At 55.1% G+C, this 15,420-nt stretch carries 13 protein-coding genes; 6 read left to right on the forward strand and 7 right to left on the reverse strand.

Going from position 1 to position 15,420, the window contains the following annotated elements; translation table 11 throughout:
• Positions 1 to 451: 451 nt before the first annotated feature.
• The 4 genes from ACR0LY_RS03370 to ACR0LY_RS03385 are packed head-to-tail and all read left to right on the forward strand — an operon-like array spanning position 452 to position 4,342.
• Positions 452 to 1,543, forward strand: coding sequence for an ABC transporter ATP-binding protein (locus tag ACR0LY_RS03370; RefSeq protein WP_170348690.1), 1,092 nt, complete (start codon positions 452 to 454; stop codon positions 1,541 to 1,543).
• The gene (locus tag ACR0LY_RS03375) at positions 1,543 to 2,472 is read left to right on the forward strand and encodes an ABC transporter permease (RefSeq protein ID WP_170348689.1); all 930 of its coding nucleotides are present in this window, start codon (positions 1,543 to 1,545) and stop codon (positions 2,470 to 2,472) included. Before ACR0LY_RS03370 ends, ACR0LY_RS03375 begins: the two co-directional genes overlap by 1 nt.
• 3 nt (positions 2,473 to 2,475) lie before the next feature.
• Positions 2,476 to 3,285 (forward strand): ABC transporter permease, encoded by an 810-nt coding sequence (locus tag ACR0LY_RS03380; protein WP_170348688.1) that lies wholly within the window; start codon positions 2,476 to 2,478, stop codon positions 3,283 to 3,285.
• 19 nt (positions 3,286 to 3,304) lie between these two features.
• Positions 3,305 to 4,342: an extracellular solute-binding protein gene (locus ACR0LY_RS03385; RefSeq protein ID WP_170348687.1), complete on the forward strand. Its 1,038-nt coding sequence runs from the start codon at positions 3,305 to 3,307 to the stop codon at positions 4,340 to 4,342.
• 74 nt (positions 4,343 to 4,416) lie between these two features.
• Here the strand turns inward: ACR0LY_RS03385 and argE are convergent, their stop codons facing one another.
• The 7 genes from argE to ACR0LY_RS03420 all read right to left on the reverse strand — a co-directional run bounded on the left by argE (position 4,417) and on the right by ACR0LY_RS03420 (position 11,734).
• Positions 4,417 to 5,565, reverse strand: coding sequence for an acetylornithine deacetylase (gene argE, locus ACR0LY_RS03390; RefSeq protein ID WP_170348686.1), 1,149 nt, complete (start codon positions 5,563 to 5,565; stop codon positions 4,417 to 4,419).
• A gap of 141 nt (positions 5,566 to 5,706) precedes the next feature.
• The gene (locus ACR0LY_RS03395; RefSeq protein ID WP_170348685.1) at positions 5,707 to 6,645 is read right to left on the reverse strand and encodes a LysR substrate-binding domain-containing protein; all 939 of its coding nucleotides are present in this window, start codon (positions 6,643 to 6,645) and stop codon (positions 5,707 to 5,709) included.
• Positions 6,646 to 6,670: 25 nt separating this feature from the next.
• Positions 6,671 to 8,167, reverse strand: a complete 1,497-nt coding sequence (locus tag ACR0LY_RS03400) for an aldehyde dehydrogenase (protein WP_170348684.1) — start codon at positions 8,165 to 8,167, stop codon at positions 6,671 to 6,673.
• A gap of 15 nt (positions 8,168 to 8,182) precedes the next feature.
• Positions 8,183 to 8,857 (reverse strand): DUF1028 domain-containing protein, encoded by a 675-nt coding sequence (locus tag ACR0LY_RS03405; RefSeq protein WP_170348683.1) that lies wholly within the window; start codon positions 8,855 to 8,857, stop codon positions 8,183 to 8,185.
• A gap of 89 nt (positions 8,858 to 8,946) precedes the next feature.
• Entirely contained in the window at positions 8,947 to 9,363 is a 417-nt protein-coding gene (locus ACR0LY_RS03410; RefSeq protein ID WP_170330089.1) for a RidA family protein, read from the reverse strand.
• A gap of 17 nt (positions 9,364 to 9,380) precedes the next feature.
• Complete coding sequence (locus ACR0LY_RS03415) at positions 9,381 to 10,661, reverse strand: flavin-containing monooxygenase (RefSeq protein WP_170348682.1); 1,281 nt, start codon at positions 10,659 to 10,661, stop codon at positions 9,381 to 9,383.
• Between the two features lie 287 nt (positions 10,662 to 10,948).
• Positions 10,949 to 11,734, reverse strand: a complete 786-nt coding sequence (locus tag ACR0LY_RS03420; RefSeq protein ID WP_480567089.1) for a helix-turn-helix transcriptional regulator — start codon at positions 11,732 to 11,734, stop codon at positions 10,949 to 10,951.
• 195 nt (positions 11,735 to 11,929) lie between these two features.
• Between ACR0LY_RS03420 and ACR0LY_RS03425 the strand changes: the two genes are divergently transcribed.
• Positions 11,930 to 13,282, forward strand: coding sequence for an aminotransferase class III-fold pyridoxal phosphate-dependent enzyme (locus ACR0LY_RS03425; protein WP_170348680.1), 1,353 nt, complete (start codon positions 11,930 to 11,932; stop codon positions 13,280 to 13,282).
• 59 nt (positions 13,283 to 13,341) lie between these two features.
• Entirely contained in the window at positions 13,342 to 15,411 is a 2,070-nt protein-coding gene (locus ACR0LY_RS03430; RefSeq protein ID WP_170348679.1) for an oxidoreductase, read from the forward strand.
• Positions 15,412 to 15,420 lie beyond the last annotated feature (9 nt).

The raw sequence follows: 15,420 nt of genomic DNA on the forward strand, positions 1-15,420 counted from the left end.
TAGTTAAGGGAACCTTGGCAACCGCCAGAAATGTCCTGAAAGCTAATTTGCCAGACAGTTCATAAAACTACGTTTAGGTGCGTGAAACGCTCTGCCCCAAGCCGCAGGATACGCACCAATCAGACAAACTTCATTCAGCCATCAGACGCGAAATTGAAGGTGGAGAACAAAAGCTCCGAAATTTAGGACACTGAAAATCTTTCGCGTTAAATAGCGGTTGCTCCCATTGTTGACGAGATCACCGCAGGGAAAAATGCGACACTTCACATATGTTCACTGGGCTTTTCTTTTTGCTGAAAAAGCTGCTGAACCACGATAGCGCATTGATTTATAGGCGATAATTGAAATGATTAGGCAAATCCTAATGTTTAGTGAGGAAGTCAATTCTTAGGACGGCAACGCAGCCCGTATATACCTGAATGGAATTTCGCGATGCTCAGGGGAGGCGCAATTGTCTGGCAAAGAAAATATCGCGATTGACGTGCGGGACGCGGTAAAACGTTATGGCGATTTTACGGCACTCAAGAAGATCTCGCTGTCGATCATGGACAATGAGTTCTTTACCCTTCTGGGTCCGTCTGGCTGCGGCAAGACAACTCTCCTCAGAATGATCGCCGGGTTTGAGGCCGTAACCGAAGGTGCGATCTACCTATACGGAGATGAAATCGAGAACCTGCCTCCCAACAAGCGCCCGGTGAACACAGTTTTCCAAAACTATGCTTTGTTTCCGCATATGACCATTTTGGACAATGTTGCATTCGGCTTGGAAATGCGCGGGGCCTCGAAATCCGAAGCGCGTAAGAAAGCGGGTGAGATGCTGGAATTGGTACAGCTCTCTCAATTCTCGGCCCGCAAGCCCAGCCAGTTGTCAGGTGGCCAGCAACAGCGTGTTGCGCTGGCACGTGCCCTGGCGCCTCAGCCCAAGGTTTTGTTGTTAGACGAACCCCTGTCTGCACTGGATTTGAAGCTCCGCAAAGCAATGCAGCTTGAGCTGAAGCATCTGCAACGTGAAACCGGGATCACCTTTATCTTCGTGACCCACGACCAAGAAGAAGCGTTGACCATGTCCGATCGCATCGCGGTTATGTCCGCTGGCGAACTGCAGCAACTGGGGTCTCCGACGGACATATACGAGCGTCCGCACAACATGTTTGTGGCTGATTTTATTGGCGAGACCAACCTATTGGAGGTTTCCGTTGACGATATCTCGAATGGCCGTGCGACCTGCCACCTTGGCGGTGGGCATGAGTTGACCTGCAACTCGGTTGAGGGGGTCGGCGTCGGCTCCAAGGTTCACATGTCAATCCGGCCAGAGCGGTTGTTTATGTCGGACAGCCCTGCCGAAACCGAAAGCCTGAAAGGGCGGATCAAGGAAAACATCTTTGTCGGCACAGATATCACAACCATCGTGGACTTGCAGGATGGCCCAGATTTTGTCGTACGCACCTCAAACTCAGACCGCGGCAATAAGCGGATTTTTGAGCCGGGCACCGAAATGTATGTCAACATGGAGCTGGGGGCTGGTCGCCTCCTGGTCGACTAATGGCGGCGGGTGCGGCAAGCGGCGGCAGCGCAACGACAGATACTTATAAAGAGGCGCGAACCTGGCTTCTGCTGCCCGCATGGGTGACACTGGCCATTCTGGTTCTGGCGCCGGTCATCATGATGCTGATCTACTCTTTCCTGACAAAAGAGTTCCGGGGCGGCGTCATTTGGGAATTCTCGCTGGCGGCTTATGATCAGTTCTTCTTTGATCGAGGATTGTTCGGTGACGACCCCCCTAAGATAGAATGGACCTATATCACGATTTTCTGGCGCTCGATTTGGCAGGCAGGTGCTGCTACATTGCTCAGCCTCGTTATTGGCTTTCCAACGGCCTATTTCATCGCCACCCGATCCGAAAGCATGCGTCCGGTTTGGGTGTTCCTGATTACCATCCCCTATTGGGTGAACCTGTTGATCAGGACTGTGTCAATGAAATTCCTTCTGCGCGATCAGGGGCCGTTGAACGACTTTCTGATGAATATCGGCCTGATCGACAGCCCCCTACATATCGTTAACACCAATTTTGCGGTGCAGCTCGGCCTGTTCTATTCATACCTGCCCTTCATGGTGTTGCCGATCTATGCTGCAGTCGAGCGGTACAACTTTGCCCTGTCCGAAGCCGCGGCCGACCTATACGCGTCGAAATGGACCACACTGCGCCGCGTGCTGCTTCCTGCTGTCAAACCAGGCGTGTTTGCGGGTTGTATTTTGGTGTTTGTTCCGTCGATGGGGTCGTTTCTTGCACCCGACCTTCTGGGTGGCGCCAAAAACTTTATGATCGGCTCGCTGATTGAGGAGCAGTTCAAAGGCAACGCCGGCAACTGGCCGTTTGGCGCGGCCGCGTCGATGATCCTGCTGACAATGGTTTTGATCATCCTGATGTTCTCGGCCCGTCAGCAGGCCAAAGCCGACAAGGCGGGGGGCTGACCAATGGCAAGCAAGCAATTCGACATCAAGTCTTACACTGGCTTCAAGGGGATCACCCTGCTGTGTCTGGTCATTCTCTATGCGCCGCTGGTTGTGGTCACGATCTACAGCTTCAACGCATCCCAATCACTGACCAACTGGGAAGGCGTTTCGCTCCGTTGGTATGCGGATGTTTTCACCGGGCCTGAAAGCGGTAAGTTCAAGACGGCTGCCAGGAACAGCTTTATCATTGCGATCATTGCCTCAACCACGGCAACCGCAATTGCAACGTTGGCCGCAACTGGCATGGTTCGAGGTGGCAAGTTCCGCTTTCGCACATTGTCCTTTGGGTTGATCAGCCTGCCGCTGATGGTGCCCGAGATCGTTCTGGCCGTCGCGACCCTGATCTTCTTCAATTCGATCGGATTCGAACGCGGGCTACTTACCATCCTACTTGCCCATATCGCCTTTTGTATTCCGTTTGCCTATCTGCCGATCTCGGCCCGTATGCAGGGGATTGAGGACAGTTATGAGCAGGCCGCACTGGATCTCTATGCTACTAAACGGCAAGCATTCACTAAGATCCTCCTCCCGTTGATGATGCCCGGCATCATATCAGGTTTTCTGCTGGCCTTCATCGTCAGCCTGGATGACTTCATCATCACCAACTTTGTGAAAGGTGCCGGGGTCGAGACTTTGCCAACGGCGATCTTTGGCTCGGTCAAACAAGGGATCAAACCGAATATCATGGCGATTTCGACCATGTTGCTGAGTGTGTCCATCCTCATGGTCACGATCAGCTATTTCGTCAGCAAGTCTGACAACACAAAATAACCAACAGATGGAGAGACACATGAAACATATGATGAGAAGCGGCGTTGCTGCCATTGCTTTGGCTATTGGCGCGAACGCTGCCGCCGCCGATGGTGAACTGGTTCTGTACCATTGGTTTGAGTACATCCCGCAAGAGCTGCTGGACAAGTTCACCGAAGAAACCGGCATCAATGTCACCATGGACACCTACGACTCGAACGAGGCGATGCTGGCCTCGCTCAAGGCCGGTGGTATCGGAACCTATGACGTATCGGTTCCGGGCGATTACATGGTGTCGATCATGGCCGGCGAAGGCATGTTGGACACAATCGCCGACGGTGAATTGAAGAACAAGGGCAACATCGCTGAGGAATGGGCCGATCCCGGTTTTGATCCCGGTCGGCAGTCCTCGATCCCGTATCAGTGGGGCTCGACCAGTTTTGCAGTCAGCCGTGATGCGTTTGACGGCGATATTCAAACCACCGATATTCTGTTCAATCCGCCAGCTGAGCTGCAAGGTCGTATCAACATGTTGGACAGCCAGGGCGAAGTGATGGCCATGGCCGCGTTGCATATGGGTATCCCGCAATGTTCCACTGACCGCGAGCAGTTGAAGGCGCTGAATGCCATGCTGCAAGAAGCTAAGCAGCACTGGGCGTCGTTCAATTCGGATACCGCGAAAGAGGTTCTGGTTTCCGGTGACGCAGCAGTAGGCCAGATTTATGACGGGTTCTCTGCCAAGGCGCGCGAGGAAGGCGCCAATGTGGAATACGCCTTTCCGACACAAGGTTACATCGCCTGGATGGACAATGTCGTTCTGCTAAAAGACGCCCCCAACCGCGAGAACGCGCTGATATTCATGGATTTTCTGCTGGAGCCCGAGAATATCGCAGCTGTGTCCAACTTTGCGCAGTACAACGCCGGTGTGAACGGTGTGGGTGAATTCCTAGACCCGAAGCTGGCTGAACAACCCGAAAAGAACCCTCATGCCAATGCAGGCTCGGGCGTGTTCATCGAAGTATGTGATGAGGAAACCCAGGCGGTCTATGACCAGATCTGGACCAACTTGAAGAAGTAATTCAGGCCCTATTCCTGACGCGAAAGCCCCCGTTTTTTTCGGGGGCTTTTTCGGTTACAGTAAGGGGGTGTTGTTTAGCGGCTGATGTCTTCGAGGATGCGATCCATCATCGCGTCGCACGCGTTCAGCTGTTCGATTTCAAGGTATTCATCCGGCTTGTGTCCCTGACGTTCCATGGAACCCGGCCCGCAGACAACAGTTGGAATCCCCAACTCGCTGAAAAACCCGGCCTCGGTGCCAAAGGCGACTTTGGTGGTGGCGTTACTTTGCGCAAGTTTCTGGGCGTAAGCGATGACACCCTCGGTCTCGACAACATCCAGTCCGGGATAGGCGTTATACTGTTCGACCTCAATGCGCGCCTCCGAGCACAGGGCCTGATACCGGGCCCCTACCCTGACCGCTGCGTCTTGTATCTGTGACAGAATATCCTTGCCATGATCCAAAGCAAGATGACGGTATTCAAAAGTCAACTCAGCGCGGTCGGGCACAATATTCAGGGCTCTGCCGCCCGACAGTATACCCACGTGGAAGGTCGTATAGGGCACCGAGTAAGCCGGGTCGCTGTTACCACTCTTGGCGTAAACGTCTTGTAGCGCACGCAACTCGGCCACAAAATCGGTTGCAAGATGCAGTGCATTGACAAATTTAGGGGCCAGCGCGGAATGCCCGCTTTGCCCGTGGCAAACAGCGCGCAGCGCAGCTTTGCCTTTGTGCCCGATAGCGACCTGCATTTCTGTCGGTTCGCCGACGAAACACGCGCGGGGCTGACCCAGCATTGGGGCGAGCCGATCCAGCATGTGTTGAATACCGACGCATCCCACCTCTTCGTCATAGGACAACGCGATCTTAAGGGGTTCTCGCAGGTCAACCCCAGCAGTCCGGTCTGCCAAAGCCATAACCGACGCCACATAACCCTTCATATCAGTGGTGCCACGACCGTAGACACGGTTACCTTCTTGCGTCAGGCAAAAAGGGTCTTTGGTCCAGCTTTGGCCTTCGACTGGGACAACATCCGTATGCGCAGACAGCAGAACTCCGTCACCGTCAGGGCCTTTTTCCGCGTAGAGCCCAGTTTTGTCGCCGCCGGGATCGGTGATGCGATGAACCGCAAAGCCGCGCGCCTCTAGAAACTCTTCGACATAAGCGGCAAGTTCGAGGTTCGAGTTCTTGCTGACCGTATCGAAGCCAACCAGTTTATCGAGAATACCCAGTGTAGACGTCATGCGACTTGAACCTGCTTTTCGGATTGCCGACCGGTTTGACCCCCTCTGCGTTGGGGATTGTAGATTAGCCTATACGACAGGCAGAATACTTAAATCTGGGAATGACGAAGCAGAGGTTAGGAGATTTCTAAGGACCTGCGATCACTCTTTCTCTGGGATGCACAAACCCGGGAGGGTTCCCGATTTTACGGCGTGCGCACAATGATCGACAAAGGTTTTCAGAGTGTTTGTTTCATTCTCGGCCCGGGCGCGCAGCAGACCAAGGCGCATGGGGCGCACCTCTCCAGCCAAAGGCACAAAAATCAGTTTCTTTCCGTCCGGTGACAAGCTGTTCAAGGGGCGAATATTTGCAATGGAAAAGCCGAATCCGTTGGCAACCAGTGAACGCATCACCGACATATCTGCGGTGCGTTCCGCGATATTGGGCTTTATATTGGCCTCGCGGAAAAACGACAAGAAGTACTCACCGCTGAATGGAAGGTCCAACAGAACCATCGGGCTGTCCTGCAGGTCTGGAATCGTTAATTCGACCTGCTTCGCCAAGGGATGGTCTTCTCCCAAAACCACATAGGGCGGGAGCGCGTGCAGAGGTTGGAATTCAAGATCAGTGGGAATGTCCAGGTCGTATGTCAGTGCAATGTCCAGTTCGGCCCGGCGCAATTGGCTAAAGATGTCAGCCTGATTCAATTCACGTTGTTCAATTTGTACATTAGGGTAGCTGTCCTCGAATTCGCGCCGCAAGCCCGGCAAGACGATCTGAGCGAAAGTCACAAGACACCCTACGGACAGAATGCCCTGAACCTTACCCGTGATTTCCCCAGCAAGCGTGGCCAGCAGTTCGGCTTCACGCAGAACGAATTCGGTTCGTTCCATGATCTTGTGTCCCGCCTTCGTCAGCGACAGACCGCGCGCATGTTCGCGCACAAACAACGTAACGCCGAATTCGACCTCAAGCTGAGTTATCGCCGCCGAAATCGACGGCGACGACACGTTCAGCTTGTCGCTGGCCGCAGCGATACTGCCCGCCTTCCCGACCGCAACAAAATACTCAAGCTGTCGCAGCGTGTATCTGAAAGGCAATGGTACATCTCCGCTTGGCCGTGGATTAAGCCTTGTACTTGATCCACGTGGTCTTCAAAGCAGTATACTTTTCAAGTGAGTGCAATGACAAATCGCGTCCAAAACCTGACTGTTTCATGCCTCCGAATGGTGTCATGGCTGACAATGCGTCCACCGTGTTGACCGAGACGGTTCCCGCCATCAGCTTGTCAGACACCCGGCAAGCGCGTGACAGGTTGTCAGTCCAGACTGACGCGGCCAACCCATAGATCGAGTCATTTGCCATCGTGACCGCCTGCTCTTCGGTGTCAAACGGGATCACCGACAAGACGGGGCCGAAAATCTCATCCCGAGCCAATGGGTTGTCATGGGTCACGTCGTCAAAGATGGTCGGTTGAACAAAACAACCTTTACCGTCCACGGTGACACGTTCACCCCCTGTCACCAGATTGGCCGTGTTCTTACCTTCGTCCACAAAGCGCATGATGCCTTGTGTTTGCTTCTCATCGACGATCGCTCCCATCTTCGATGCCGGGTCTAGCGGGTCGCCAGGCTGCATTGCTTGCGCGCGGGCTATCAGCTTTTCAACAAACGCATCCTTGATCGAGCGCTCCACATAAAGCCGAGAGTTGGCCGAACACACTTCGCCCTGATTGAAAAAGATGCCAAAGGCAGCCATGTCCGCGGCGGCTTCCAGATCATCGCAGTCGGCGAAGACCAGATTGGGGCTTTTGCCGCCCGTTTCCGGCCAGACCTGTTTCAGGTTCGACTGGCCCGAATATTGCATGAACATTTTACCAATTGCGGTAGAACCAGTGAAGGCCAGGCAGTCGACATCCATATGCAGGCCAAGTGCCCTGCCCGCAGTCACCCCAAAACCGGGAACAACGTTGAAGACGCCATCCGGAACACCGGCTTCAGCCGCCAGCTCTGCCAGGCGAAGTGCTGACAGGGGCGATTGTTCTGCGGGTTTAAGCACAACCGAGTTTCCCGCAGCCAGCGCTGCAGCGGCTTTCCAAGTCGCCATGTCCAGCGGAAAGTTCCAAGGGGTCACGGCACCAACAACGCCCAGCGGCACGCGACTGACCAACGCCAGATCGCCAGGGCCGGTTGGGGCCACTTCATCATAGACCTTGTCGATGGCCTCGGCGTACCACTGAAAGAAATGTGCCGAGCCCGGCGCGTCGATAGTCGCCGCATCGGTTACCAGCTTGCCCATATCAAGGCTGTCCAGCAGCGCCATCTCCTCCAGATTTTCCCGGATCAAGTCAGCCAGATTCAGCATCACCGCCTTACGGTCACCCGGAGCCATACGCGACCAGCGGCCATCCTCAAAGGCAACACGACCTGCGGAAACGGCACGATTGACGTCTTCTTCGTCACATTCGGCGACCGGTGTCAGAACCGCACCTGTGGCCGGGTTTATACTGTCAAAAGTCTTGCCTGACACGGCATCGGTGAATTTACCGTCGATAAAGGCTTGATCCCGGAACGACAGACCGGCGGCGAGGCTTTTCCAATCCGCGTGGGTATTGTCCAACATTTTGTTTCTCCCTGATTATTCGTCGCCGGGGACGCCATAAGACGGTGCCTCGCGCGGGTCGAGCGCACGCTGGACATAGGCGTCAAGTTGCGGCTTATAGATGTCCCAGACGGTCGCGATGGCCTCAATGGGGCAATCCTCGGTCCAGTCACAGCGAAGATCGGCGACGGGCCAACTGACTTTGTCGACAATCTTCATGCCTGCGGAATGCACCGGGCCAGCCTCGCCCCCTGCGGCCAATCCGGCGCGCATGGCGGCGATCAGACGGTCGCCGATATGGCCCGAGGCCGACAGAAAGCCATCGACGATGGCCTGCGGGACCCCGTCATTGGCCAAAAGGTTGCCGCCCGAGGCGACATTTTCAGCCTGTGCTTGCGTCCAGATTCCAAGGCTGTTGGGACCGGAATGGATCGCCGTGCGCCCGGCGATATCCACCGCCAGAACCTGCCGGTATTCGATGAATTTTGCCTTTGCGGTCATGGCCTCGATTGCTTGAGGTGCTGTCTTGCCCTGCTCCATCAGGTCCAGCGTCAACGGACCGAGGCTTGGGTCTGTAACGTTCTGCGATGCAACCGCGCCAACACCTGCCCGCGCAAAAGAACAGCGCGCAGCCACGGCGGGTGACGATGACGAAATCGCCAGACCGAACATGCCGGTTTCATCGCAGCGGGCGACCAGTGAAAAAGTCATTCGGATCTCCTGAAAATAGAAAGTCCGGACCGCGCCTGTTTGGAGGAGAACAAGTGGCGCGGTCCGGCTAAGGTGGTTGATCTGGTGGATCAATCGGGAATAACGGCGGTTCCGTCGATTTCAACTAACCAGTCGGGACGCGCCAGTGCCTGAACGACCAGCCCCGTCGAAACAGGATGAACACCTTTGATGTACTCGCCCATAGTGCGGTAAACAGCCTCACGGTGGCGCACATCGGTGATGTAGACGACCACCTTGACCAGATGCTCCATCGAGCCGCCGGCTTCTTCGATCAACTGTTTGATGTTCTGCATCACTTTGTGGGTCTGTTCGACCGGATCATGACTGTCGATATTTACCGCATCATCCAGATTTTGCGGGCACTGACCACGCAAGTAAACCGTTTTGCCGCCCTGTGTCACAACGGCCTGACACAGGTCGTTATCCAGGTTTTGCTCAGGATAGGTTTCTTTGGTGTTGAATTTGCGAATGCGTGTATGGGCCATTTCGAAGTCCTGACTACTTATTCCGCCGCGGCGGAGGCGATGATCGCAGCTTCGCCGTCGTATTCGGCATAAGCGCGTTGAATAGCGATCTGATCGGCGATGTATTTCGCGTCGTGCCAGACACCCCAAATGAAGGTTGAACCGCGTCGCGATTGCCATGGCAGGCCCAGAAAATAGATGTCCGGCTCGACAGACACACCTCGCTGATGGATCGGTGCGCCTTTGGCGTCAAAGGCGTCGGCCTTGATCCAACTGAAATCCTGACGGAAGCCTGTCGCCCAGATAATTGTCGTGATGCCTTCCTTAGCAAAATCGACTGAAGTCAGGGGATTGGTTAGGCTATCGGGATCAGCAAACCGCTCTCGTGCCTCTGGCTCTTCGGGCAAATCAATACCAGTACGAGCGATATAGGCGTCCGCCATGTCCAGCATTTCAAGGTAGTTGGCATCGCCCGCAGCGACGTTGCCTTGGAGATCATCGGCAAAGCTGAGAATACCGTTCTCGAAGCTTTTAGTCATCCCGGTAAGGGTCACCCCTTCATTTCCCAAGCGGCGGAAATCCATCGTGTGGCCGCCATGCGCGCCGCTGACCGAGATCGTGACGTGTTCAGTACCTGGTTTCTGTGCAGCCATATCCCAGAGTCCCAGAACGCCCAGCCACCAAACGTTATCGCGGCTACGATAGCGACGCGGGGGCCGGTCATGCGGACCAACAGACAGGAACACCTTGCGACCGGCGCGATTTAACTCATCCGCAATCTGAGCACCGGACGAGCCGGCGCCCACAACCATCACCGCCCCTTCGGGCAGTTGCTCGGGGTTTTTGTAGTAAAAGGAATGAAGTTGCTCGACGCCGGCCGTTTCCGGCACAATGGGCGGAATAACCGGGTGCTGGAAAGCGCCTGTTGCGGCGACAATGCGCTTGGCATGGATTTCACCGGCGGTTGTCTTAACACGGAACCCACCTTCGCCGGGCAACCGTTCGGCGTTCAGTGCCTCAACACCCTCGCGGATTGGGGCGTTCACCATTTCTGCGTATTCAACCAGGTATTCGGCGACACGGTCCTTTGGCACAAACGCATCCGGGTCATCCCCGTTAAACTGGAGGCTGGGAAAACGGTCATGCCAGCATGGTCCATTCGCAACCAATGCATCCCAACGGCCGGTGCGCCACGCCTCGGCAGTTCGGTTCTTTTCCAGAATGATATGGGGCACATCGTTGTTTCCAAGGTGCTCGCTTAGCGCGATACCCGCCTGCCCGCCGCCAACAACCAGCGTATCCGTTTTCTCAATGGACATGTGTCGGTTCCCTATTACTGCGTCTCGAATTGACCTGAAATGGTCGTTGTACGCGTGCATCTTGCGCTGCCTGGACGGACGAACGACCACAACGGGCCGAAGACCTTGCACTTTCAAAACAGAAGACATCAGAGCGGAGCCATCGCATCGACCAACACCGAACAAGGGTCGCTTTGGCGTTCCGTTTCCTGTGCCACTCCAGCACGTTTTGCACGTTTCCGGGTAAAGGTTTCACAAGTTGGGAACAGACGAAATTACTGTCTAACTTACTCTTAATTAGGCTTTGACTAACCCGCCGGGAATTGCCCTTGTTTCCCAGCCGGTTGTCCGCTTTCCGACAGATACGGCGCGATCAGATAGTATAGTTCACCCTGCGAAGAGATATGACATTTCCGGTAGAGTTGCTTACGCAAAACCTTGACGGTCTGAGGGCTGATACCCAGTGTCAGTCCAATAGAAATCGATGAATGACCCTGCAGGATTAACAACGCCACCTGCGCCTGCCTTGGACTTAATCCGATATCTTGTTCAACAGACAAACGCTGACGCAGTTGCGCGACGATATCTTCCGGCTTTTTTTCATTCGAGGGCTTCAGATCAGGCCAATTCCTTCTCACCAGCGCATTGACGATCGGCGCGACATTTTTTGCGATGGCAAAATCCCTGCTGGAAAAACGCGATGCGGTGGTTGCGTCCCTGCCGAGACAAACGGTGATCGAACTCATGGGGTTGAGACCGGCGTAAAAGGCCAGCTCGTCCGTCAACGTCGTGTTTGTGTAATAGGATTTAAAGTACTCGTTCCGTTGAAACTGATCCGGGGCAACATCGGTCAATCTGTAAAGACCGTCCGCCGCGCGGCTTTGATGCAGGCCATAAAACGGATCCAACAGATAAGCGCCTTTGACATAGTGGCTGTCGATCCGTTCAAAAACGCGGCTGTCGCGGGCATGGGTCATTAGTACCATCGGGCTGCTGCGCCAAAAAAATGCGATGATTGCGAAGTTGTCGAAGGAACAGGTTGCATCCAGCCACCTGTAGAGCGCATCGCCGAACCCTTCTGATCCTATTGCCATTATAGCGGCTGATAGAGCGTCTGGTGCTTCAACAGTTGACATTTCGAATACCCCCCTGGGGGTATATACCCCTCAAATCAGCCTAAGTAACCTTTGATATGAATATAGGTGGTATGCTGTCGCCAACACGTTGGTGGTTCCTAACAAGCCTCACCGGATCAGCGGAATTGCATCGCGAAAACAAAGGGGTTGATCATGGCCAAAGATACACTCGACATTCTTGCACAGGACGAACACCTGATTCAGTCCTTCGCTGATCTAAACGCACTTAAGCAACAAGGCGCGCGCACCGTGATCTCGCGCGCAAAGGGCGCATATGTTTACGACAGCGATGGCAATGAACTGATCGACGGCATCGGCGGGTTGTGGTGTGTCAATATCGGCCACGGCAATGATGAAATGATTGAGGCGATTTCCAATCAGCTGAAAACGCTGGACTATTATTCCACCTTTTACAACTTCACGCACCCGGCAGCAGCAGCACTGGCTGATAAGATTGCGCAACTTGCACCGGGTCATTTGAACGCCGTGTATTTTGGCAATTCCGGTTCCGTCGCCAATGACAGTGCCATTCGGATGCTGCATCACTACAATATCCGCAAAGGGAAGCCGGAAAAGAAACTGGTTCTGTCAAGACACGGGGCCTATCACGGCTCGACCCATCTGGCGATGGCGATGACCACGCCCGGTTATTCCGAAGGCTGGCACGCGGCCAGTGAATTGGTGCATCATCTGCGCTCGCCCCATTACTGGCGCGAAGGCGGTGATATGACCGAGGCCGAGTTCCTCGACGCCCTGATCGACGATCTGACGCAAAGCATTGAGCGTATTGGTGCCGAGAACATCTGTGCCTTCATCGCCGAACCGATCCAGGGCGCGGGTGGTGTCGTGACCGCGCCAGCTGGTTACCACAAGCGCGCGTGGCAGGTCTGTCAAGCCAACGACATCAAATACGTTGCTGATGAGGTCGTTACCGCCTTTGGTCGCCTTGGGCATTTCTTTGCATCAGAAGACGTGTTTGACATGGTGCCCGACGTCATCACCACGGCCAAAGGTCTGACCTCAGGCTATCAGCCGCTGTCTGCTACGATCGTTTCCGACGATATTCATGAGGTCATCTCAGGCCCCGACGGAATGTTCCTGCACGGCATGACCTATTCGGGCCATCCAGCAGCTGCGGCAGCGGGTCTGACCAATATCGCAATTATGGAGCGTGAAGAAATTCCTAAGCGTGTGCAGACAACCGGGAAGCAGTTTGAAAACAACCTGCGCGGCCTGACCGATATCGAAATGGTCGGCGAAGTGCGTGGCAGCCATTTCATGATGGGGGTCGAATTCGTCAAGGATCGCGACACAAAGGAAGGCCATCCGGCAGAGGTGCAAGTTGGTCTGAAAGTCGCACGCGCTTGTCAGAAACGCGGTCTGATTGCTCGTCAGCTCGGCAACGTTCTCATCTTGTCTCCGACGCTGATCATGGACGAGCCGATGATTGACCGTATCGAAGCCATCCTGCGAGACGCCATCACCGAAGTCGCCGCTGGTCTGTAATCCCGCTTTTGGGGCGACACGGCCCCTTCATCATCTTAGCCATCCATAAGGAGCCAGCTATGCGCGATCCACGCTATGACATCCTGTTTGAACCGACGAAAATCGGTCCTCTAACAGCCAAGAACCGGTTCTATCAGGTGCCTCACTGCAACGGTGGTGGATATCGCGACCCATCGGCGGCGGCTGCGATGCGAGGCATCAAGGCTGAGGGTGGCTGGGGCGTGATCTTCACCGAACAGTGCGAAATGCACCATACATCTGAAATCACCCCATTTATCGAGCTGCGCCTTTGGGAAGACAAAGACATCCCCCAATTGCGCAAGATGTCCGAGCGCATGAAAACCCATGGTGCCCTGGCTGGCATTCAGCTTGCCTATTCAGGCATCAACGGTCCCAACCTTTATACCAAAGAGGTGCCACTGGCCCCTTCTGCCATGCCGATCCGGACCTTTACCAATGATCCGGTGCAGGCACGCGCATTGGACAAGCAGGACATCAAGGATTTGCGCCGGTGGTTCGTGAATGCCGCAAAACGCTCGAAAGAAGCAGGTTTCGACGTGATCTGCCTGTATGGCGCGCATGGGTTTGGTATCTTCCAACACTTCCTCAGCAGGGCAACCAACCAGCGCAGCGACGAATATGGTGGCTCACTGGAAAACCGCGCCCGTTTCAGCCAGGAGGTTATCGCCGATATGCGCGACGCCGTGGGCGATACGATGGCGATCACGCTTCGGGTGTCGTTGGACGAGACCATTGGCGATCTGGGTTTCTCGAATGCCGAGGTGCGTGACTACATCGAAATGAACAAAGACCTGCCCGACCTCTGGGATCTTGCGCAGGGTACTTGGGAGGATTGCTCCGGCCCTTCGCGGTTCAAAGAAGAGGCTGCCCAGGAACAACTGGTGCGTGGCATTCATGAATTGACCGAAAAACCGATCGTTGGGGTCGGACGGTTCACTTCGCCCGATGTTATGGCCAAGATGATCAAGTCTGGCACACTGGATTTCATCGGCTGCGCCCGACCGTCGATCGCTGACCCGTTTCTGCCGAAAAAGATCGAAGAGGGCCGGATCGAGGACATCCGAGAGTGTATCGGGTGTAACATCTGCATCACTGGCGATATGACCATGTCAATCAGCCGCTGCACCCAAAACCCGACCTTCATGGAAGAATGGCGCAAAGGCTGGCACCCGGAGAAGATGAACGACAAGGGGGATAGCTCGAACGTGCTTGTCGTAGGTTCTGGCCCCGCCGGGCTTGAGGCTGCCTGGGCTCTTTGTCGCCGGGGGTATGACGTCGCCGTGGCCGAGGCGCGTGATGTGATCGGCGGTCGCGTGGCCCGCGAACGTCTGCTTCCGGGGCTGTCGGCTTGGGGCCGTGTCGTGGACTATCGCGACTATCAACTTAGCCAACGTCCGAACGTGGAAATCTATCGCGAAAGCGAGTTGGGTGCCGAGAGCATTCTGGAGTTCGGTTTTGAAAATGTCTGCATCGCCACGGGATCCACATGGCGCAAGGACGGGGTCTCGCGTCAGCACGTCGTGCCAATGCCGATTGCCGAAGGCGCCAAGGTTTATACACCGGACGATCTGATGGGTGGCACAATCCCATCGGGCCGCGTGGTGGTGTATGACGATGACCACTATTACATGGGCGGCGTTCTTGCCGAACTTCTAGCCAAGAACGGTGCGCAGGTGACACTGGTTACTCCGTCGGCTTATGTCAGTGACTGGACGAACAACACGCTCGAGCAAATCGCAATCCACCCGCGACTGGTGGATGCAGGTGTCGAGATCGTCCTCAACCAGGGTGTCACCGAAGTCCACCCGGATCACGTGGTCTCGAACTGCGTCTACACTGACCGAACCTGGAAGATTGAGGCGGATGCGGTTGTGGTGGTGGCGTCACGCCTTGAAAACAACGCCGTTTTCAATGACCTGAAAGCCCGCGAGGTCGAATGGGCGGATGCAGGTATCAAGTCGGTCAAGTTGATTGGGGATGCCAACGCACCGGGCCCAATCGCCTGGGCAACCTATGCCGGCCACCGCTATGCGCGTGAGCTTGACGGTAAAGACATTGGTGACGACCTGCCATTCCGCCGCGAAATCACGGAGCTTGCGGTGGACTGAGGTCGTGAC

It is taken from the genome of Ruegeria sp. BC5, assembly GCF_056539205.1.

Bases quoted from the DNA above. Each gene is read 5' to 3' on its own strand.
- ACR0LY_RS03375 (WP_170348689.1), top strand. From the start codon at position 1,543: ATGGCGGCGGGTGCGGCAAGCGGCGGCAGCGCAACGACAGATACTTAT.
- ACR0LY_RS03380 (WP_170348688.1), top strand. From the start codon at position 2,476: ATGGCAAGCAAGCAATTCGACATCAAGTCTTACACTGGCTTCAAGGGG.
- ACR0LY_RS03385 (WP_170348687.1), top strand. From the start codon at position 3,305: ATGAAACATATGATGAGAAGCGGCGTTGCTGCCATTGCTTTGGCTATT.
- argE (WP_170348686.1), bottom strand. From the start codon at position 5,565: ATGACGTCTACACTGGGTATTCTCGATAAACTGGTTGGCTTCGATACG.
- ACR0LY_RS03400 (WP_170348684.1), bottom strand. From the start codon at position 8,167: ATGTTGGACAATACCCACGCGGATTGGAAAAGCCTCGCCGCCGGTCTG.
- ACR0LY_RS03405 (WP_170348683.1), bottom strand. From the start codon at position 8,857: ATGACTTTTTCACTGGTCGCCCGCTGCGATGAAACCGGCATGTTCGGT.
- ACR0LY_RS03410 (WP_170330089.1), bottom strand. From the start codon at position 9,363: ATGGCCCATACACGCATTCGCAAATTCAACACCAAAGAAACCTATCCT.
- ACR0LY_RS03415 (WP_170348682.1), bottom strand. From the start codon at position 10,661: ATGTCCATTGAGAAAACGGATACGCTGGTTGTTGGCGGCGGGCAGGCG.
- ACR0LY_RS03420 (WP_480567089.1), bottom strand. From the start codon at position 11,734: ATGGCAATAGGATCAGAAGGGTTCGGCGATGCGCTCTACAGGTGGCTG.
- ACR0LY_RS03425 (WP_170348680.1), top strand. From the start codon at position 11,930: ATGGCCAAAGATACACTCGACATTCTTGCACAGGACGAACACCTGATT.
- ACR0LY_RS03430 (WP_170348679.1), top strand. From the start codon at position 13,342: ATGCGCGATCCACGCTATGACATCCTGTTTGAACCGACGAAAATCGGT.